Origin of the sequence: Arthrobacter sp. lap29, assembly GCF_032458965.1 — a bacterium.
In the GTDB taxonomy this organism is placed as follows: Bacteria; Actinomycetota; Actinomycetes; order Actinomycetales; family Micrococcaceae; genus Specibacter; species Specibacter psychrochitiniphilus.
Genome location: NZ_JAUCEK010000006.1, coordinates 179,467 through 199,099, shown reverse-complemented (window position 1 = coordinate 199,099; position 19,633 = coordinate 179,467). Strand labels below are relative to the sequence as shown.

The following is a 19,633-nucleotide window of genomic DNA, read 5'->3' as shown; positions in this document are numbered from 1 at the left end:
TAATCACCAGCCGCGCAGACCTGCAAAGCAAAAACGCATAAGCAAGGAGTCACTATGAGCTCTCAAGGACGAGGGACCCTCAGCACGGCCAAGCCGGCAAAACGCCGGCTGGATAAAACCCATTGGCTGTACATTGCGGTCATCGCCGCGGTGGTTTTTGGTGCGGCGATCGGCCTGCTTGCTCCCGAAGTGGGCAAGTCACTGAAGCCGCTCGGGACCATGTTCATTGCGCTGATCAAGATGGTCATTGCACCCATCATTTTCTGCACCTTGGTGATTGGTGTTGGCTCCATTGCCAAGGCTGCCACCGTGGGCAAGGTGGGTGGCCTGGCGCTGCTGTACTTCATGACCATGTCCACCGTGGCGCTGGCTATTGGTTTGCTGGTGGGCAACATCATCCACCCGGGAGCCGGTTTGCACTTGCAGCCTTACAAGGCCGGTGGCGGCGCCGAGGAGAACTCCACTGTGAAGTTTTTGATGGAAATGATCCCCGGGGATATCCCCGTACTGCCCACCCTGGTGCTGGCCCTCATGGTTGGTTTCGCAGTGCAGTCCCTGGGCAAGGCCGGCGAGCCGGTGCTCAACGGCGTCAAGCACATTCAAAAAGTAGTGTTCAAGCTGATGACCATGATCATGTGGCTGGCTCCGGTAGGCGCCTTCGGTGCCATTGCCGCAGTAGTAGGTGCCACGGGCTGGGCCGCCATTGGTTCCATGGCCATCCTCATGGGTGCCTTCTACCTGACGTGTGCACTGTTCATCGTGGTGATCTTGGGTTCCATCCTGCGTCTAGTGACTGGCCTGAACATCTTCACCCTGATGCGTTACCTGGGCCGCGAATACCTGCTCATTTTCGCAACCTCCTCCTCCGAGTCGGCCCTGCCGCGACTGATGGCCAAGATGGAACACGCCGGTGTTTCCAAGCCCGTTGTCGGCATCACCGTCCCCACCGGATACTCCTTCAACCTTGACGGTACCGCCATCTACTTGACCATGAGTGCCTTGTTCATCTCCACTGCCATGGGCCTGCCGATGAACCTTGGCGAGCAGATTGGCCTGCTGGTCTTCATGGTCATTGCCTCCAAGGGTGCTGCCGGTGTCACCGGTGCCGGTCTGGCAACTCTGGCTGCCGGTTTGGCCGCTCACAAGCCGGTTCTGCTCGATGGCATGGGCGTGATTGTGGGGATCGATAAGTTCATGTCCGAGTGCCGCGCACTCACCAACTTCACCGGCAACGCCGTGGCCACCTTGCTGATTGGCAAGTGGACCCACGAGCTTGATATGGACAAGGCCCGCGAAGTCCTAGCCGGCCGTGACCCGTTCGATGAAATCAATATGGACGACGACGATCACGGCTTCGGCTCTTCGGCTGGTGCTGAGGTTACCCCGGGTGCTGCTGACGGTTCCGCTATCTTGGAAAAGGACAACCGCGTCCCCGTAAACGTCTAGTTTCAGCCCGCACCAACGAATCGATCCGTGAGCTAATGCCGCTTAGAAGTGTCTAAGAGGCATTAGCTCACGGGTCGATCTGGGAATAGCTGAGCGGGAGCCGTCTAGGCGAAGAATTCTTTGCCGTAGTAGCTACCCGCGGCGGGTAGCCCGGCCGGAACGGCAAATACTCCTGAGCCCACGTGCCGGATGTACTCGTTGAGCCGGTCCGATTTTCCCATCTTGCGCTGCAGCGAGATGAATTGTTCCGGGTCTTTCTGGAAGCTCAAGAACATCAGGCCTGCATCGAGCCTGCCTACGGAGTCCAGTCCATCGGTGAAGTTGTAGCCGCGGCGCAGGATCTTGGTGCCACCATTGTTTTCATGCGCGGCCAGGGCCATGTGTGAATCACCTGGAATGGCAGGGGCGCCGCCGTGCACGGCATGGAAGTCTGGGACATCATGTTCCTTGGCCCCTGACAGAGGTGCGCCCTCGGCCTTGGTGCGGCCAAAGATGCTTTGCTGGTCCCCAATGGGGTCCTCGTCCCAGGTCTCAATGAGCATGTGGATTTTGCGGGCCACCAAGTAGCTGCCGCCTACCATCCATGGTTGTCCGGCCTCGTCCCCGACCCACACGTGCTGCGCAAAATCGTCGTCGCTGGTGATGTTCCGGGTGCCGTCCTTGAAGCCCATGAGGTTTCGCGGCGTGGTTTGATTCGCCCCGGCCGAGGCGCGGCCAAAGCCCAGGACAGTCCATTTTGTTCGCACGGACGTCCGGGCCATCCGTGCCAGGTTCCGTACCGCGTGGTACGCCACTTGCGGATCGTTGGAACAGGCCTGGATACACAAGTCACCGCCTGTCATGGCGGGATCCAGCGATTCCCCGGCCATGGCGGGCAGCTGTGCAAAGTCCACGGGCTTGAACTTCTCCAGCCCAAACCGTTCGTCAAAGAGCGAGGGCCCAAAACCCAGTGTCAAGGTCAGTCCGTGGGCACCCAAATCTGTAGCCTCACCCGTGTCAACGGGAATGGCGTGCTCACGGCTGGGCTCAACTTTTCCCACGGGGCGCCCGGCCGTCATTTGTGCCATGGCCGCAGACCACTTGGCCAGCACCAGCTGCAACTCCACGGCGGTTGTGGCGGTCAGATCAAAGCTGGTGAATACCAGATGGTCCTGCGGGGCTGTGGCGATCCCGCCTTGGTGTTCCCCGTAGAAAGGTTCCGTGAGGGCAGAACGCTGCTCCACCAGTTCAAGCTCGGTGGGCGGCGTGGGTGCCTTGGCGCCAGTGAGTGCCACAGCAGCACCAGCACCCAAAACCAGCCCGCCGGCACCGGCAACGGCTGCCGAGCCGCCAAAGAATCGTCGCCGCGAAAGCTGCTGTGTAGCAGGCTGTTCAGGCTGTTGTGTTTGTTGTGCAGGTTTTTGGGCGGGTTGTTGGTCCGGGGCGGCTGTGGGCTCGTTCATTAGACGGTGGCTACCTTTTCCGAGATCTTGGCCAGCGGTGCCTGCAAGGCCTGGATCAGTGCGGTGAGCTTGGCGCCGTCGCTCTTCTTGAGCTCGTCCGTGTAGGGCTTCCAGCCGCCCAGGGCCGCCTCATCCTGGTAGCCTGTCAAGGCCTTGTTGACATTCTCAAACTGGGCCTCAATTTGGGCGCTCAGGGTCCCGTCAATCTCTTCCAAGGCGGGCTTAAGGTATTCAAATGCCTGCTGTGAGCCTTCAATGTTGGCGGCGAAGTCCAGCAGATCCAGCTTGGAGTATGCTTCTTCTTCGCCGGTGATTTTGGAGGACTGGACCTCCTCGAGCAGTCCGCTGGCGCCGTTAGCCAGTTCCTCGGGCTTGTAGGCGCCGGTGTTTTCCAATTCCTTGGTCAGGGATGCCAGCGTGTGAACATTCTTCACGATCCCGGCAGCCAGCGCTTTGGTGGAGGCAGTGATGGCTTTGGCTTCGAAGAGGTCCTTTTCGAGGGGGTGGAAACCTGTCCACTCGGTGCCTGGTTCAACATCGGCCACACGCAAATCCAGGGCCGGATCCAGATCGGGGAAGCTCTCTGCCACGGGCTCAATCCTCTCGAAGAAGGGGCGCGCCGCTGCGTAGGCTTTTTGGGCGGCGTTCACGTCACCGGCATCCACTGCGGTTTGCAGCGCCGCCACGGCGCTGACAAGGTTCTCCACCTGACCTGTTACGTACTTTGCGTAGCCGCTGGTGCCTTCTTTGAGTAGTTCGCTGACACCGTTGGCTGCGGCTGAGGCAGCACTACCGGTCACCGTGAAGGGGACATTCTCTGTGCTGGCGCCGGGGCAGTAGAGCTGGTATTGGCCACCAGCCAAGGTCACGGTGAAACTGACAGGCTTCAGGCCGGGGATGACGTTCTCACGCTCGCCCAGGATTCGCTTGTCGCTGAGCAGTTCTACTTCGCTGACGCCGGAGGCATCCTTGTTCATTACGGTGAAGGTGACTGGGCCAGCCGGTGCAAAAGCGTAGTCAGGCACGCATTGTTCTTCACCGTTGACCTGCTCAACACTGACGTTGATCTGGGCTGCGCCATTACTGACGGGAGCAGCGCCCTCCTGAGAAGTGCTCTCTGCCGATTTTCCAGAGGAGTTCTCAGAGGAGTTTCCAGAGGAGGGAGCGGCGCCGCATGCTGCCAGCGAAAGCGCTAGCACTGCCGCTCCGGCGAAGAGGGCAGGAACTCCGGGGCGGGTGATTCGGGAGGAAGTCATTGAGGTCCTTAGATCAAGCTGGTGGTCTATATGAGGTGTGTTGCAAAAGGCTGGTCTAAAACGTGGTGTCTACAAAAGGATCGATTTCATGGCGTCCAGCGGCTGTTTCAACATGCTGATTTTCAAGATGCTGCTGCCGAGCGCTGCGGGGTGGTTTCGGATTTGGTAGCGCGTGCTGTGCTGGTACCTGCTGCCCGGAGCTTTCGCAGACCTGCGACGGCCAGGAAGAGTGCGGTGATGCCCAAGAGCGCTGGCAGATACCGCGCCCACAGAACGTTTTCTGAGGCGGCGGATTCGTAACTGTTCAGTGCCGCCACGGTGGAACTAACCTGGGCGTCCGGGACGTGCCAGCCTTGCCCGTTGTGCACGGCAATGGTCCGTGGTGAGCCAAGCCCGCCCCCGGTGAGGGTGAGGGTGCTGGCCTGAGTGTTGACGGCGTCCACTATGACCCCTTGGGCCATCCAGAGCGTGATCTGGCCCTGGTGCTTCCACGAGGCGGTGAACGGGCCCGGGTTGGCTGAGGCGCTGATACCCACCGGCATGCGGCCGCCGTTGAGAGTGGCCAGTTCCTTGGCCGTGAGGGTGGCAGATTCGGTGCTCTCGCCGGCAGTTCTCTGGCCAGCCGTGCCGCCGGGTGCACGCAGGCCGGCAGTTCTCTGGCCTGGTGCGCTCTTGCTCGTGAAGACCGAGACGGTGCGCCCGGCGTGAGATTCCGTGCCGTGTCCCGTGAGTTCATGCGAAATTTCGGTGCCGTTGCTAGATGTTTCTACGAGGGAGAGGGATGCTGGCGCGGACCAAGAAGCAAAGAGATCTCCGAGAGTGGCACCGGAAGCGTCTCTTTGCTGCGCAACGCGCAGCGTGGCTGCCGGGTCACCGGAGGAGGTGATGGCCGCCGTCGTGCTGGTAGCAAGAGGGTTCGCGGGGATGGCCAGAGGTGCGGCGATGGCGAGGGTTAGGGCAGCAATGCCCATGGCTCCGGCAGTGGCGAAGTACACGCGCGGCAGGGCTGCCGGGCTGGGTCGCCAGGTTCGCGGCCAGAGGATGAAGGCCAGCATGGGGATCAGGTACAGGGCCCAGCCCAAGAGCTCCACAACGCGGGGATCCGGCGGGATGCCGAACACGCCGGTGAGGATTGCGGCCCGGGCGGAGCCGTTGGGTGCCAGCCAGGTGAGATCGATCGTGGTGCCTTGGCCTACGTTAAGCCACCCGGCCTCGTGCGCGGTCCGTAGGGATTTCATGACCAGACCGGCGGCCACGAACACCAGAAATATGCCGGTGGCTTTGAAGAACTTGGCCAGGTTGAGCTTGATGGCGCCGCGAAAGAGCAGGAAGCCAATGCCGCAAGCAATGCCCAAACCCAGCACGGCGCCCAATCCGGCTGCCAGCGGGCTCAGGGATGATTGGAAGGCGGCAACCATGAAGACGGCGGTTTCCACGCCTTCTCGCAGCACGGCCAGAAACGCCATGAGCGCCAGTGCAGTGACGGAGCCGCCCTTGAGGGCCGACCAAGCATGCGTCTCGAGAACGGATTTCATGGAGCGCGAATTCTTGCTCATCCACAGGATCATGTAGGTCACTATCAGCACGGCCGCGGCGCCAATGAGCGTCTCCATGGCTTCTTGCTGCTGTTGTGGCAGCGCCGCTGAGACTAGTTCCAGCACAATTCCTGTGAGGGCGCTCAGGAGCACCGCGGCACCCACACCCAGCCACATTGGCCGAAGGGATACGCCATTACGGCGCAGAAATGCTGCGATCATACCCACTATGAGAGCGGCTTCGAGGCCTTCACGAAGCCCAATGACAAATGTTGCGAGCACGTGTTGCTCCGGAGTCCGTCGAAGGTGCGACTGGGGTCTGCCCCTGTACTTAGGCAAGGTTACCCTTTGAAGGACAAAAAAATATAATTAGGCCAGTGGAGTGTGGCCTATTGCGGCACTTGTGTCACCAAATGTGTTCGGGAGCGTCCATGACTGTTTTGGTGGGCTCGGCGGCCGTCCATTGCGCAAAGGGGGCGTCCAGGATGTAGCGCTGGCCGTCCTTGATGAGGGTGCGAGTTTCGGCGTTGGAGGGATTGTTCAGTGACTCAAAATACTCCACCGACCAGTGGAACCAACGCATGCAAAATAGCCGCATGGTCAGCCCGTGCGTGACCAGTAACGTGTTGGGAGCGTAGTCGGGGCGGGCCCAGTGGCGGAAGAGGGTTTCCATGAAGGAGGAGACCCTGTCATAAACATCTGAGCCCGATTCGCCTTCCCGAAAGCGGTAGAAGAAGTGACCGTAGGCGTTGCGGAGTTCCTTTTGGTCGGCAATCTCTGCGGGGTTCTGGAAATTTGCCCAATCCTGCTCCCGCAACCGCGGCTCTTCCATGACGGTCTCTACGAGGTCCCCCAAATTCATGGCTTCAAGGGTTTGATGGGCACGCAGATACGGTGAGACATAGACGCGCACTTTTTGGCCATCCAATTGCCGGCGCACATGCTCACCGGTTGCCTTCGCCTGGGCCACGCCCAGCTCCGTCAATGGGATCCGGTAATCCGGCAGCCGGTTGTAAATGCTCTGGTCCACATTAGCCGCCGACTGGCCGTGACGGACCATGATGATTTGACGAGGAGCACCCATCTGCTGACCCTATCCCAGCCGGGGTGCGGTCCGGGTGCACAAATGCTCTGGGCCGTGCATCATTACGTATATGAGTGAACAGCGTCCCGTACTTCCCGCTTCCGACGGCGGCCCTTTTGTCCCAGCCCCAACCCCCTCACGTGCCGGGGGCGCTGGACTTGTGGGAAGCCCTGATTTTGCTGGGGGTGCGGATTTTGCTGGGGGTGCGGAGTGGGGGAGTAAGTCCCGGCGCCGGCTGATCATTGAAGTATTGCTGGTCCTGGGACTCTCACTGGGGCAGTCGGCCGTGTACTCGGTGGTCTCGTTGCTGGACAAAATGAGCCGGGCACCCATAGCCCAAGGCACTTCTACCTTGAATACTGTCCAAAGCAACCGCGAGTTCTTTGACTTTACGTACCAGATTCTTGGCATCTTCTTTGCCCTGGTGCCGGTCATGCTGGTGTTTTATCTGCTGGCCGAGCCGGGCAAGTCAGTGTTCAAAAAGATCGGGCTCGATTGGCGGCACCCGTTCCGTGATGCGCTGGGTGCGCTGGGCTTGCTGGTCATCATTGGGGTGCCATCGTTAGGGCTGTATGCGGCTGGCCGGGCCATGGGCATCACCACCGAGATCATCCCCAGCGCCCTGAATCAGTACTGGTGGACTATCCCTGTACTGATCCTCTCAGCCATCCGGGCCGGGGTGCTGGAGGAAGTGATTCTCAACGGCTACCTGCTGGGGAGGTTGACAAAGATTGGGCTAAGCTGGTGGGCTGCCATCTTCCTGGCGGCATTGCTGCGGGGAAGCTATCACCTCTATCAAGGCTTCGGCCCGTTCATTGGCAACTTTGCCATGGGCCTGCTCTTTGGCTGGGTTTATAAAAAGTGGGGCCGAGTAGCGCCGTTGGTGATAGCCCACGCGCTGGTGGACATTGCGGCCTTCACGCTGGGCCCGGCACTGGGCTTCGGCGGCTGATGTTTTCTGCCCGGCGTGCTGTGTGCACTGTGCGCCGGGTACGCGTGGGCGCGCCGAGGACCGTGGACCGTGCGCCGGGTACGCGTGGGTACGCCGGGCGAACTGAGAAACGCCAGCAGGGCCCACCCTCACTGGAGGATGGGCCCTGCTGGCTTAGTGCTTGATGGTGAGAGTGCTAGATGGTGACCTGGCCGTTAGCCGTTTCAAAGGTGACGGACATGATGCCGGGGGTGCCGCGCGGGGCGATCCATTCCACAGCGACGTCTTCCAGAGGGGCCTCGACGGGTTCGCCGAGCCATTCTGTGACGCGTTCGGCGCTGCCGGCAATGGTCAAGGAGGACAACCGCACGGTGGCGGCACGGGCCTGGGAAGGGTGCAAGGTGGGGTCGCCCTCCCATTTGAGCATGTAGGGGACTTGGGGGTCGGCAATCAGGCCCTTGATGCCGATCTGTTGCCAGATAAGTTCCTGGCCGTCGGGGAATTTGCGGTTGCCCGGGACCGCGCTGCGTCCCAGTCGATCCTCAAAGGGGGCTAGGTCGTCAACGGCGACGCACCAACCCATCCAGCCACCACCTGCTGCGGAGCGGGCCTTGACAGCCTGTCCAAAGGGGGCCTTATCCGAGGCCGGGTGGTTGAGGCACTCGACAATTTCCAAATAATGGTGATCGGTCAGGGGGATGATCATATTGCGGGTGCCGAAGCGCGGGTGTATTCCGCCCTTCACCGCGGTGACCCCGAGGGCTGTCGCGATTCGCTCCGTGGTGGCAGCCAATCCATCTGATTCACTGGCGTAAGAAACATGATCCATTCGCATGAGTTCATCTTGGCACTTTGTTCCATTCCGCTCGACTTAGCGTTACCTAAGTCACATGGGACGTCTGATGTTGGGGTGCTGCGCGAACTCTGCCGGTGGGGCAGAATTGATAAGGTGACTGAGACTGATGCACCCTTGAATCTGCCCACCGCCGCAACCGTGGCCGAGCGTATAGCCACCGCCATTGCCGCCGAGTTGGGTGTGCGCGCCGCCCAAGTGCGGGCTGCCATTGGCTTGATGGACGACGGCGCGAGCGTGCCCTTTATTGCCCGGTACCGAAAAGAAGTCACCGGGACCCTCGATGACACGCAATTGCGTGATCTGGAGGAGCGGCTGCGTTATCTGCGTGAGCTAGAGGCCCGCCGCATGGTGGTGCTGGAGACCATCCACGGGCTGGGCAAACTTAGCGCGGTGCTGCGCCGATCGGTGGAGACTGCCGCCACAAAATCGGAGCTGGAGGATCTGTACCTGCCGTACAAATCCACCCGCAAGACCAAGGCGGATACGGCTAGGGAAGCGGGTCTGGAGCCTTTGCTCGACGCGCTGCTGGCGGACCCCTCAAAGTTCCCGGCCGTAGAGGCTGACGCCTTCGTGGATGCCGGACGCGGTGTGGACACAGCCGATGACGCGCTTGCCGGCGCCCGAGCCATCCTGATTGAACGTGCTGGTCAGGACGCGGTTTTGGTGGGCGAGCTGCGTGAACGGCTCTGGAAAACTGGCCGGCTGCGGTCCTCCGTCAAGGCGGGCAAGAGCTCCGACGGGGAGAAGTTCAAGGACTATTTTGACTTCGCACAGCCGCCGCACACCCTGCCCAGCCACCGGGTATTGGCCCTGTTGCGCGGTGAAAAAGAGGGTGTGCTCTCACTGGATTTGGCAGAGGGTGATACCCGCGATGCAGACGCTCAAGTGCAGGCCCGCGCCAAGTATGAAAACGCCGTGGCCCACTCACTTGGCATTGCCGAATCCGGCCGCGCTGCCGACTCCTGGCTCGTGACCAGTGCCAAGCTGGCGTGGCGCACACGCATCCTGACCCGCCTCTCGGTGGACCTGCGCGTGCGCTTGTTCCAGAGTGCAGAAGAGGAATCAGTGCGGGTCTTTGCTGCAAACCTGCGCGATGTTCTGCTCGCCGCCCCGGCCGGAAACCGCTCCACCTTGGGCCTTGATCCGGGCCTGCGCACAGGTACCAAGGTGGCGCTCGTGGACGGGACCGGCAAAGTAGCGGCAACGGATACCATTTACCCGCACGCACCGGTAAATCGCTGGAACGAATCCCTGGCAACCCTGGTATCACTGGCGCAAAGGTATGACGTTGAGTTGATTGCTATTGGCAACGGCACGGCGAGCCGTGAAACTGACAGGTTGGCCACTGAACTTGTGGCTGAGCTCAAGCGGATCAATCCCGAGCGAAAGGTCACCAAGCTGGTGGTCTCCGAAGCTGGCGCGTCCGTCTATTCGGCGTCCGCCTTGGCTAGTGCCGAACTGCCTGGCATGGATGTGTCTTTGCGCGGCGCTGTCTCGATTGCTCGCCGGCTACAGGACCCGCTGGCTGAACTGGTCAAGATCGAACCCAAATCCATTGGGGTGGGGCAGTATCAGCATGATCTGACGCCGGCCAAGCTGGACCGCTCCCTCGACGCCGTCGTAGAAGACTGTGTCAACGCCGTGGGGGTGGACCTGAATACTGCTTCACCTGCGTTGTTGGCGAGGGTGGCCGGGGTGGGTCCCTTGTTGAGCGAGAATATTGTGGCTCACAGGAACCAGCACGGGCCCTTCAGCAAGCGGCGCGAACTGCTCAAGGTGGCGCGGTTGGGGCCCAAGGCTTTTGAGCAGTGTGCCGGGTTCCTGCGGATCTCCGGGGGAGCGGAGCCGCTGGATGCCTCCAGTGTGCACCCTGAAGCGTACGGTGTGGCACGTAAAATCCTCGCTGCAGTGGGTGCAGGGGCCCACGATATTGCCGGAGGCGTTGGGGCCGTGGGTGGCGTGAACCCGGCCGACTTCGTGGACGGTGACTTTGGTCTGCCCACGGTTGCTGACATCATCTCCGAGTTGCAAAAGCCTGGCCGTGATCCCCGGCCCCGTTTTGAGACTGCCACCTTTGCTGAGGGCATTGAGAAGATCACCGATCTGCGCCCCGGCATGATTCTAGAAGGCACCGTGTCGAACGTGGCCGCCTTCGGAGCCTTCGTCGATATTGGTGTCCACCAGGACGGGCTGGTCCACGTCTCAGCCATGAGCAACAGCTTCGTTTCGGACCCGCACACCGTGGTTAAATCCGGTCAAGTGGTGCGGGTGAAGGTTCTAGAAGTTGAGCCCGAGCGCAAACGCATCTCCTTGACGCTGCGCCTTGATGATCAAGCCGGGGAGAGGAACGCCAAGCCCGACGCCGGCTCCCGCACGCCCGGAGGTCCCTCACCTGCGCGCAGTGCGCCCCAAAGTGGCAACCCGGCGGCCAAGAGTGGCAGCCCGGCTCCGAAGAGTGGAGCTAGCGGCCAGCGCCGGCAGGGGAATCCGGGATCGCAGGGCCGCCAAGGCGGGCAGCCCCGGGATAGAGGGACGGGCACCTCCACCAATACGGCTAATACCACCAACACAGCCAGTACAGCCAACACAGCCAGTACAGCCATGGCAGAAGCCCTGCGCCGGGCAGGCCTAGGAAAGTAGCCACTCGCTTACCGGCCCGCCCGGACAAGCCAGTGGAAAATGATCCCGATTTGCGCCCAAAACTCTGCCGGGCGCCATGTAGGGAGAAAAATCTCTCCAATATCAGTGACTAATTCGCCCTAAAGCTCTCTCTTGCGCAAATTCCACGCAGATATTCGCACAAAGTCATAAACTCGTCATATTCTTGCGAAATCTTGGGCATTCTTTCACACTGGAGGCAGGTCATGAGTGTCAGCGAATAGCCCCGGCTTGCTGACCGGCAACCCTCCTTCCGCGGCGGGGTGCCCCGGGTGAAGACCTGGCACCGAACCATCCGGTTTGAGGTGCAAGCGCGGGCCATATCCGTTCAGGCCCTTCCCGCATGGCGCGGTGGAGGGCCTTTGCCGTAGGCCTCTAGTGTGAAGGAAACAACCATGAGCAACGGTTGGTCATTTGAAACCCGTCAGATCCACGTAGGTCAGGAGCCCGACGCCACCACCGGCGCCCGTGCCCTCCCCATTTATCAGACCACGTCTTTCGTCTTCCCGTCCGCAGAGAGCGCTGCCGCCCGCTTCGCGTTGACCGAGTTGGAGCCCATCTACACGCGCCTGGGCAATCCCACCACGTCCGTTGTTGAAGACCGCATCGCGAGCCTTGAAGGCGGCGTTGGTGCGCTGATGCTGGCCTCGGGGCAGGCCGCCACCACGTTCGCCATCTTGAACATTGCCGAGTCCGGGGACCATATTGTCTCCAGCCCCAGCGTGTACGGTGGCACGTTCAACCTGCTGGCCCACACGCTGAAGAAGCTCGGCATTGAGGTCACCTTCGTTGCCGATCCCGATAACCTGGATCAGTGGCGTGCCGCCGTGCAGCCCAATACCAAGGCCTTCTTCGGCGAGACGGTCTCCAACCCGCGCCAGGACGTCCTTGACCTGGAAAACATCAGCGCGATTGCCCACGAGGCCGGTGTGCCGCTGATTGTGGACAATACTCTGGCCACCCCGTACCTGATCCGCCCGCTGGAATGGGGTGCGGACATTGTCATCCACTCCGCCACCAAATACCTCGGCGGGCACGGTACGGCCATTGGCGGGGTAATAGTTGACGGCGGCAAGTTTGATTTCGCTGCAAACCCGGAGAAGTTCCCCGGCTTCAACACCCCGGATGAAAGCTACAACGGTCTGGTCTATGCCCGTGACTTGGGTGTGGGCTGCGCACTAGGTGCCAATCTCGCTTACATTCTCAAGGCTCGTGTGCAGTTGCTGCGTGACCTGGGAGCAGCAATTTCCCCGTTCAACGCCTTCCTGATCGCTCAGGGCATCGAGACGCTGAGCCTGCGCGTGGAACGGCACGTCAGCAACGCCGTCACGGTGGCACAGTGGCTGGAAGGAAATGAAAACGTGGAGGCTGTGGCCTACGCGGGCATTCCCTCCAGCCCTTGGTTTGAGCGCGGTCGCAAGTACGGCCCCAACGGCACTGGTGCCATCATCGGTTTTGACATCTTGGGAGGGCTCGAGGCTGGCAAGCGTTTTGTTGACGGCCTGGAGCTGCACTCGCTGGTGGCTAACTTAGGTGATGTGCGTTCCCTCGTCATCCACCCCGCTTCCACCACCCACGCCCAGCTCACGCCGGAGCAGCAACTGGCCGCAGGTGTACGGCCGGGTCTGGTGCGCTTGTCGGTGGGTTTGGAAAACGTTGCAGACATCATCGCTGACCTTGAAGCCGGGTTCCGCGCCGCAAAATCGGCGTGATCCGCGTGGGACGGGCTGTGGGTAAGGGCTTGTTGTCCTCGGGGTTCGCTGCTGCCGCGGCGCAACCTGTTGGTGAGGACTTCTGTGCAGCTGTGGGACAAGGCGGAGGTGTGTTGCGCTCGATCGAGATCGGCGCCCTTCCCCTAGAGGCCGGGGGCGTGCTGCCCTCGGTGACCATGGCTTTTGAATGCTGGGGGACATTGAACGCCGCCGGTGACAATGCCGTGCTGATCCAACATGCATTGACCGGAAGCACGCACGTCAGCAGGGGCGAGTCCGAGGAAGATGGTTGGTGGGAAGGCCTCGTTGGCCCCTGCGCCGTTATTGACACCAATAAGTACTTTGTGGTGTGCGCCAACATGCTGGGCGGCTGTTACGGAACCACCGGCCCCTCCAGTATTGCGGAGGACGGCAAACCCTACGGTTCCCGGTTCCCCTTCATCACCATCCGTGATTCTGTCGAGGCCGAGGCCCGGTTGTCGTCGCGCCTGGGCGTCACCTCGTGGCATGCGGTCATTGGCGGTTCCATGGGCGGTGCCCGTGCACTGGAGTGGGCGCTCATGTACCCCGAAAAGGTGCGCCGTTGCGCCGTCGTCGCTTCCTGTGCCTCCAGCACTGCCGAGCAAATTGCCTTCGCCCAGGCCCAGGTGCTGGCCATCCGGCAGGATCCGCATTTTGTTGGCGGCGACTATTACGACGGCGCTGCCCCCACCACAGGTCTGGGACTGGCCCGGCGGATCGCGCACATCACCTACAGGTCTGAGCCTGAAATGGGTCAACGGTTTGGCCGTAAATCCCAGGACGACGGCGGCACCATCAGCCACGTGCGGCTCGCCCCGGAGGTGGGGGGACAGTTCCAGATCGAGAGCTATCTGGACCACCAGGCGCACAAGTTGGTGGGCCGTTTTGACGCGAATAGTTACATTGTCATTACCGAAGCGCTCATGAGTCACGATGCGAGCCGTGGCCGGGGGAGCCTGGAACAGGCCTTGAAAGTGGCCTCAGGGGTGGAATTCATGGTGGCTGCGGTCAACAGCGACAGGTTGTATTTCCCCACCCAATCGGAGGAGCTCGCGGCAGCGCTGCCTGGAAATGTTGTGGTTGCCAGCATTGATTCACCCATTGGCCATGACGGTTTCTTGACCGAAGTGGACGCGGTGGGTGACCTGCTAGCGGCATCCCTGTTCAGGGCCCAGTAGCTCAAAGCCGAAGCGGCACAAAAAAAAGTTGTTGGTCCCCCGTTCAGGGAGACCAGCAACTTTTTTGTTCTTGAAGTGCTAGAAGTTCTTGAAGATGGCCTCGCGGTGCACCGCGTATTGTTCGGCGGTGACCTGGCCATTGCGGCGGGCTGCATCCAAGGCATCGAGTTGGCGTTTCAGCTCTGCCTCGGCCTTCATGCGCTCGTTGGCGAAACCTGTGGTTTGGTGCCCGTGCGCAGTGTCATAGTTGCGCATCGGAACACCATTGAGCAAGGTGCCCACGTAAGGGGCGTTCATTTGCGGGTGGGCAACGCCCGTTCTGCCGGCGGAATTCGGGGTGTGCTGATTATTAGGGTACTGATTGTTGTTTTGTTTGTTGTTCCGCTTGCGGGCGGCAGCCTTGATGAAGGTACTTAAGAGAGCAATGCCCACTATTATCAGCACAAAGAACGGTTGGATATTGAAGGAGGACGATGAAGAAGCGGCGCTACTGACCGCTGCAACGGACGCGAATAGGACCGGCACGTGACACCTCTTCCGAGTACGGCAGCTGAGATAGTTGCCGTACTCATCCTATCCGTGAAAGCTGGTAGATACGCCGTTTGACTCCCGGGATGAACAGAACGTGTTTTCAGTGCGAACTCGCAGAGAAAAAGGATCCCTGTGCGCATTCTTTTCCTCTACTGTGGCGGCTATGGCACACCTGCAAAGCACCATCACCGGAGGCAGCGCTACCGCGCTCCTCTCGAGCCGGCGGTGGTGGACCCTAGGCACCGTGGCCCTGGCTCAGCTCATGGTGGTTCTTGACACTACGGTGGTTAATATTGCGCTGCCCTCCGCCCAACATGATCTGGGCTTCAGCGACGGTGAACGTCAATGGGTTATCACGGCCTACACGCTCGCTTTTGGCAGCTTGCTGCTCTTGGGTGGGCGGTTATCTGATCTGGTGGGCCGCAAACGGATGTTTCTCATTGGGCTGGTTGGCTTCGCTTCGGCTTCTGCTTTCGGTGGCGCTTCAACTAGCTTCGGGATGCTCATTTTTGCCCGTTCCCTCCAGGGCGCGCTGGGCGCAATGCTGGCCCCCACTGCGCTGGCAGTTTTGACCACCACGTTCACCATTCCCAAGGAACGTTCGCGTGCTTTTGGAGTCTTCGGTGCCATTGCTGGTGCCGGAGGCGCCGTTGGGCTTCTTGTGGGTGGCTTTGTCACGGAAGATTTGAACTGGCGCTGGAACTTGTACATCAATGTTGTCATTGCCTTCTTCGCCGTGATCATGGCGAGTATTTTCATTGATAAATCCCGCGGCGGGGGACCCCGGCCCAAGCTGGATTTGCCCGGTACCATCCTCGTCTCAGCCGGTCTTTTCTCCATTGTTTACGGCTTTTCCAACGCCGAAACCCACGGCTGGGGTTCGCCGCTGACTTGGGGCATGCTTGTGGGTGCCGCAGTGCTTTTATGTATTTTTGTGCTCTGGCAGCGCCGGGCCGTCCACCCCCTCTTGCCCCTGAAGATTGTGCTGGACCGTAACCGCGGCGCCGCTTTCATCTCTGTCCTGATTGCCGGTGCCGGCATGTTTGGGATCTTCCTCTTCGTGACCTACTACGTGCAAACGTCCCTGCATTATTCGCCCATACAAGCGGGTATCGGTTTTCTGCCCATGATTGGCACGCTAATTGTGGCCGCGCAGCTGGCCACGAATCTGCTGCTGCCCAAACTGGGCCCGAAAATTGTGGTGCCGGCAGGTATGATCGTGGCCTGCATTGGCTTGGTGGCTCTGACCCGGTTGGGCTTGGAGAGCAGCTATGCGGGCGGGTTGTTGCCCGCGCTGATGATTGTCGGTTTTGGTTTGGGTCTGATCATGCCCACTTCCATCCAGACAGCAACTTACGGTGTGGAGGGCGACTTTGCCGGCGTGGCATCGGCCATGGTGAACACGAGCCAGCAGGTGGGCGGGTCCATTGGGACGGCGCTTTTGAACACTCTTGCGGCCACGGCAGCCACGGCTTATGCCGCCTCGCATCTGCCGGTCACGCCCGAGGTTCTGGCCCAGGCTGCCGTGCACAGCTACAGCGTGGCGTATTGGTGGGCAGCAGGTTTCTTCGCATTCGGTGCGCTAATGTCAGCGCTGCTCTTTCGCCGGCACCACGCCGACGCACACCCTACAAATCCGCAAGCTACGGAGCCACAACACACGGGTGCGCACCTTGCTCCCGTAACCACGCCCGAGGATTCCTTCGAACCGTTCTCCACCTCTGCCGCTTTTCCTGAGAAGCATGGCAGGCACGAGTTGCACGGCAAACACGAAAAAGCGGACAGCGGGATCGGTGAGGGTGGGTTTGGCCAAGGATCTCGAGCTGAGCTGGCGCCGGACGCCTAGCCACATTACTGGCGCCGGACGCCTAGCCACTCGTGGAGCGCTTACTCCCTGTGAATGCTTCCGGGGACTTGCCCGAACACGGGTCCCGGGGTGGGGCGCTTGGCGGTGATGCCGTCGCCGGAGGATTGGTGGCGGAGCCTACGCAGCACCCAGGGCATCAGATATGCCTTGGCCCAGACAAGGTCTTCGGCCCGCGCCGTCTGCCATTTCTGCACGGGCAGCGGCTTGGGGACCTCAGGCACAAGCGAATTTGGAACGTTCAACGCCTTTAGGGCCATCATGGTGACAGTGTGGTGCCCCAATGGTGCAAAATGCAGGCGGTCATCAGCCCACATTTGTGGTGTCAACAGCCCACGCAGAGACCACATGTCGGCAATAACGGCGTCGTGCCGGGCCGCGATGGTGCGCAGGTTCTCGTTATAGATGGCCACCCGGCCGCGCACCATGCCCAAGACCGGGGTATCGCGGATGTCGGGGCCGTTAAAGAGCAGCACGGTGGCGCCGGTAGCCGCCATTTTTGCGACGGCGCGATCAAGCTTCTCGGCCAGGGCATCGGGGTCCGAACCCGGGCGGATCAGGTCATTGCCGCCAGCGGAGATGCTGATCAGATCGGGTTTGAGCTCAACCGCAGGCTCAAGTTGTTCATTGAGAACCTGGCCCAGCATGCGGCCGCGAACGGCCAGGTTGGCGTACTTGAAATCATCGGATCCGCGGCTGAGCTCCTCGGCAAGACGGTCCGCCCAGCCGCGGTAGCCGCCGGGGCTGTTCGGTTCGGGGTCACCGATGCCTTCGGTGAAAGAGTCACCCAAGGCGACATAGCGGGACCACGGATGCTGATGCAATGAATCATTCACACCCTAATACTGCCCGGTAACATGCCGGTGGCGCCACCCCCTACTTTTTTGCCGTGCCGGCCGATGTGGAAGGCACGACATGGAGAGATGGTCTGCCCGATGTAGAAAGGCCCGCCCGCACGGCATGGAAAGATGGGCCCATGAATGAAACCCCTACAGTCCTTTGGTCCCGTCCCGAGAATGAGCGTGCGCGAACTCCCCTGCTGGTGATATTCCACGGCTATGGCGCGGATGAGGCCGATTTGTTTTCGTTGGCAGCTCAACTGCCGCCCGACTTCACCATTGCCTCGGTGAGGGCCCCGCTGGCAGCCGGGCCGGGATACGCATGGTTCCCGTTGCGCAACGATCTGAGTTATTCGGTGAGCGCTGTGACGGAGTCCGCGGCCGCCGTCGAACTGTGGCTTGATGCGGTGCGTGAGCAGCACACCTCGGTGAGCTTGTTGGGCTTCTCGCAGGGGATGTGCATGGCAACGTCCTTGCTGCGCCACCGGCCGGCGGATTATGCCGCCGTGGTGGGACTCTCCGGATTTGTGGTTGATGCGGAGGGCGATCCGTTCTTTGACGATGCCGCCGTGGCAGCGCGCAAACCGGAGATTTTCTGGGGCCGCGATCAGGCTGACCCGGTGATCCCCGAGAGCGCCATCGAGGCCACGAACACCTGGATGCATGGGCACGCAAAGCTCACTAAAGTCCTGTATTCGGGCATGTATCACGGCATCAATGCCCAGGAGATTGCGCATGTGGGCGAATTCCTGCAGTACAAGGTCCTGAATCCGTCCTAGGCGCTGAGCGTCACATAGGAGTTCCGCCAAGCACGACGGCGGGCACCCTACTGGGGTGCCCGCCGTTTGCGCGTGCGGTGGATCCATTAGTCAACGGATCGGTTGATCGCAGGATTCCTCTGCAACCGGATCCGTGCGGAATCTAGCCGCCCGCGGTGATGCGGACGCTTTCTCCGTTCACGGTGACAGTGTCACCATGGTGGAGCTGGCGGCCGCGGCGGTCGTCAATCTCACCGTTGACCTTGACCAGGCCGTTCTTGATGAGCTCGGTGGCCTCCACACCGTCTTCAACCAGGCTGGCAAGCTTGAGCAGCTGGCCCAGGCGGATCATGTCGTCGCGGATGGGGATGTCAATGATCTCGTGTGCACTCATGGGTTAATTGTGCCGCATCTCTAGGCGGTTCGGTGACGTGATGTCCCCGGGGATGTGCGCGGGGATGATTCGGGCCTTGCTTATTCGGGCGTGCCTTATGGTTGTTTGCCGCCGCGGCGCAAGCCGACCATCAACAAATACACTGCGACGATAATTGGGAGGCACATCATGGCCACCCCAGCGATCAAGCCCATACCGGGCAATACAGGGTTCGACATGGTGGCTTCGGCAGTATCTTCCCGCACGGACACGGGCGCAACCCAGAAGGGCATGAAGGTCGCGTAGAAGGCGCCGAGCATCCCGCCGGGGAAGAGCAACGTTCCCATGATTTTTTCCCAGAGTTTCCACCGTGTCCCCATCCACAATCCGGCCAATCCGAACAGGTAGCCGATTCCGGCAAGGAAGACGCCAAAGGGGAGCAGGATGACTGTCGCAACCACCCAGAGAGTTGAGGATTGGTAGTTCTGTGGCGCCGTAGGCGGGGCTATCGGCTGCTGGAGGACCGGCGGGGGAGTGTCCGCAAGGTAACCGGTGAGCACATCATCGGGGCTGCCCAGAGACGCGATTACCTCGGCCGTCGATTGGGAACCTCGTGCCATTGCTTCGGCAATGTGCTCGCGCACACCGAACAGGATTTCCTCCGATTGATCGGCGGGCAGGTGGGTAAGCCGGGCTTCGAGAGCAGCCAGGTAGTTGCCGACTTCCGGACTGTCGGTGGCGTGTTTCATGGTGTTCCTCCGGTTGATGAGTCGAGTGTGTCGGAGACGGCGGTGCTGAAGGTCTCCCAGATGCTGGCAAAGGCAGTGAGCGATTCCTGGCCAGTGGCTGTCAGCGTGTAGTAGCGCCGTGGTGCGCCTTGGGCGGATTCACGCCAGCTGGTTTCCACCAGTCCGTTGCGGCGCAGCCGTGCCAACAGGGGATAGAGCGTTCCTTCGCTGGTGAGCAGCCCCCGGCGCTGGAGGCCGTTGGCAATGTCTAAGCCGTACATTTCCCCGCGGCCGATCAAAGCAAGTACGCAATACTCCAAAACCCCCTTGCGAAGATTGGTGCTGACAGTGTCATTGAGTACCATGCAATGCACAGTACCTTGTGATGTTGAGTCATGCAACCACATATTTGGGTGGGCGG

17 protein-coding genes and 1 riboswitch are annotated in these 19,633 nt (G+C 60.9%); of the genes, 7 read left to right on the top strand and 10 right to left on the bottom strand.

All coding sequences use genetic code 11. The features are described 5' to 3' along the window. The first annotated feature begins 54 nt into the window (after nucleotides 1-54). Entirely contained in the window at nucleotides 55-1,446 is a 1,392-nt protein-coding gene (locus RY113_RS12260) for a cation:dicarboxylate symporter family transporter (RefSeq protein WP_110104456.1), read from the top strand. A 104-nt stretch (nucleotides 1,447-1,550) separates the two neighbouring features. Here the strand turns inward: RY113_RS12260 and efeB are convergent, their stop codons facing one another. The 4 genes from efeB to RY113_RS12240 all read right to left on the bottom strand — a co-directional run bounded on the left by efeB (nucleotide 1,551) and on the right by RY113_RS12240 (nucleotide 6,763). Next, nucleotides 1,551-2,888 carry an iron uptake transporter deferrochelatase/peroxidase subunit gene (gene efeB / locus RY113_RS12255; RefSeq protein ID WP_315914772.1) on the bottom strand — a complete coding sequence of 446 codons (1,338 nt, stop codon included), beginning with the start codon at nucleotides 2,886-2,888 and terminating at the stop codon, nucleotides 1,551-1,553. Continuing rightward, nucleotides 2,888-4,144, bottom strand: coding sequence for an iron uptake system protein EfeO (gene efeO, locus RY113_RS12250; protein ID WP_315914771.1), 1,257 nt, complete (start codon nucleotides 4,142-4,144; stop codon nucleotides 2,888-2,890). The genes efeB and efeO overlap by 1 nt, the downstream gene beginning before the upstream one ends. Nucleotides 4,145-4,266: 122 nt before the next feature. After that, on the bottom strand, nucleotides 4,267-5,961 hold the full coding sequence (efeU, locus tag RY113_RS12245; RefSeq protein ID WP_315914770.1) for an iron uptake transporter permease EfeU: 1,695 nt from the start codon (nucleotides 5,959-5,961) through the stop codon (nucleotides 4,267-4,269). 124 nt (nucleotides 5,962-6,085) lie between these two features. Next, nucleotides 6,086-6,763: a histidine phosphatase family protein gene (locus tag RY113_RS12240; protein ID WP_110104452.1), complete on the bottom strand. Its 678-nt coding sequence runs from the start codon at nucleotides 6,761-6,763 to the stop codon at nucleotides 6,086-6,088. A 70-nt stretch (nucleotides 6,764-6,833) separates the two neighbouring features. Between RY113_RS12240 and RY113_RS12235 the strand changes: the two genes are divergently transcribed. Then, nucleotides 6,834-7,715 carry a CPBP family intramembrane glutamic endopeptidase gene (locus RY113_RS12235; protein WP_110104451.1) on the top strand — a complete coding sequence of 294 codons (882 nt, stop codon included), beginning with the start codon at nucleotides 6,834-6,836 and terminating at the stop codon, nucleotides 7,713-7,715. Between the two features lie 175 nt (nucleotides 7,716-7,890). On the opposite strand, the gene RY113_RS12230 is transcribed toward RY113_RS12235, so the two are convergent. Beyond that, entirely contained in the window at nucleotides 7,891-8,529 is a 639-nt protein-coding gene (locus tag RY113_RS12230; RefSeq protein ID WP_110104450.1) for a VOC family protein, read from the bottom strand. Between the two features lie 114 nt (nucleotides 8,530-8,643). On the opposite strand from RY113_RS12230, the gene RY113_RS12225 reads away from it, so the two are divergent. From RY113_RS12225 to RY113_RS12215, 3 genes are all read left to right on the top strand, one after another. Beyond that, the gene (locus RY113_RS12225) at nucleotides 8,644-11,190 is read left to right on the top strand and encodes a Tex family protein (protein WP_396334239.1); all 2,547 of its coding nucleotides are present in this window, start codon (nucleotides 8,644-8,646) and stop codon (nucleotides 11,188-11,190) included. A 220-nt stretch (nucleotides 11,191-11,410) separates the two neighbouring features. Further along, nucleotides 11,411-11,528: riboswitch (SAM riboswitch) on the top strand. Nucleotides 11,529-11,603: 75 nt separating this feature from the next. Further along, complete coding sequence (locus tag RY113_RS12220; RefSeq protein WP_110104448.1) at nucleotides 11,604-12,920, top strand: bifunctional o-acetylhomoserine/o-acetylserine sulfhydrylase; 1,317 nt, start codon at nucleotides 11,604-11,606, stop codon at nucleotides 12,918-12,920. Nucleotides 12,921-13,012: 92 nt separating this feature from the next. Then, nucleotides 13,013-14,119 carry a homoserine O-acetyltransferase gene (locus tag RY113_RS12215; RefSeq protein ID WP_315914833.1) on the top strand — a complete coding sequence of 369 codons (1,107 nt, stop codon included), beginning with the start codon at nucleotides 13,013-13,015 and terminating at the stop codon, nucleotides 14,117-14,119. Between the two features lie 78 nt (nucleotides 14,120-14,197). Here RY113_RS12215 and RY113_RS12210 read toward each other — a convergent pair whose 3' ends face one another. Then, nucleotides 14,198-14,644, bottom strand: coding sequence for a hypothetical protein (locus RY113_RS12210; RefSeq protein WP_110104447.1), 447 nt, complete (start codon nucleotides 14,642-14,644; stop codon nucleotides 14,198-14,200). 169 nt (nucleotides 14,645-14,813) lie between these two features. Between RY113_RS12210 and RY113_RS12205 the strand changes: the two genes are divergently transcribed. Beyond that, entirely contained in the window at nucleotides 14,814-16,496 is a 1,683-nt protein-coding gene (locus tag RY113_RS12205; RefSeq protein WP_315914769.1) for a DHA2 family efflux MFS transporter permease subunit, read from the top strand. A 41-nt stretch (nucleotides 16,497-16,537) separates the two neighbouring features. On the opposite strand, the gene RY113_RS12200 is transcribed toward RY113_RS12205, so the two are convergent. Continuing rightward, a complete protein-coding gene (locus RY113_RS12200; RefSeq protein WP_315914768.1) occupies nucleotides 16,538-17,350 on the bottom strand; it encodes an SGNH/GDSL hydrolase family protein in 813 nt (270 codons plus the stop codon). 140 nt (nucleotides 17,351-17,490) lie between these two features. Between RY113_RS12200 and RY113_RS12195 the strand changes: the two genes are divergently transcribed. After that, nucleotides 17,491-18,132: an alpha/beta hydrolase gene (locus RY113_RS12195; protein ID WP_110104446.1), complete on the top strand. Its 642-nt coding sequence runs from the start codon at nucleotides 17,491-17,493 to the stop codon at nucleotides 18,130-18,132. A 142-nt stretch (nucleotides 18,133-18,274) separates the two neighbouring features. Here RY113_RS12195 and RY113_RS12190 read toward each other — a convergent pair whose 3' ends face one another. The 3 genes from RY113_RS12190 to RY113_RS12180 form a co-directional block, all read right to left on the bottom strand. Next, the gene (locus RY113_RS12190; protein WP_110104445.1) at nucleotides 18,275-18,505 is read right to left on the bottom strand and encodes an RNA-binding S4 domain-containing protein; all 231 of its coding nucleotides are present in this window, start codon (nucleotides 18,503-18,505) and stop codon (nucleotides 18,275-18,277) included. Nucleotides 18,506-18,600: 95 nt separating this feature from the next. Beyond that, nucleotides 18,601-19,233, bottom strand: a complete 633-nt coding sequence (locus RY113_RS12185; RefSeq protein WP_315914767.1) for an HAAS signaling domain-containing protein — start codon at nucleotides 19,231-19,233, stop codon at nucleotides 18,601-18,603. Further along, entirely contained in the window at nucleotides 19,230-19,577 is a 348-nt protein-coding gene (locus tag RY113_RS12180; RefSeq protein ID WP_179442382.1) for a PadR family transcriptional regulator, read from the bottom strand. Before RY113_RS12180 ends, RY113_RS12185 begins: the two co-directional genes overlap by 4 nt. Nucleotides 19,578-19,633 lie beyond the last annotated feature (56 nt).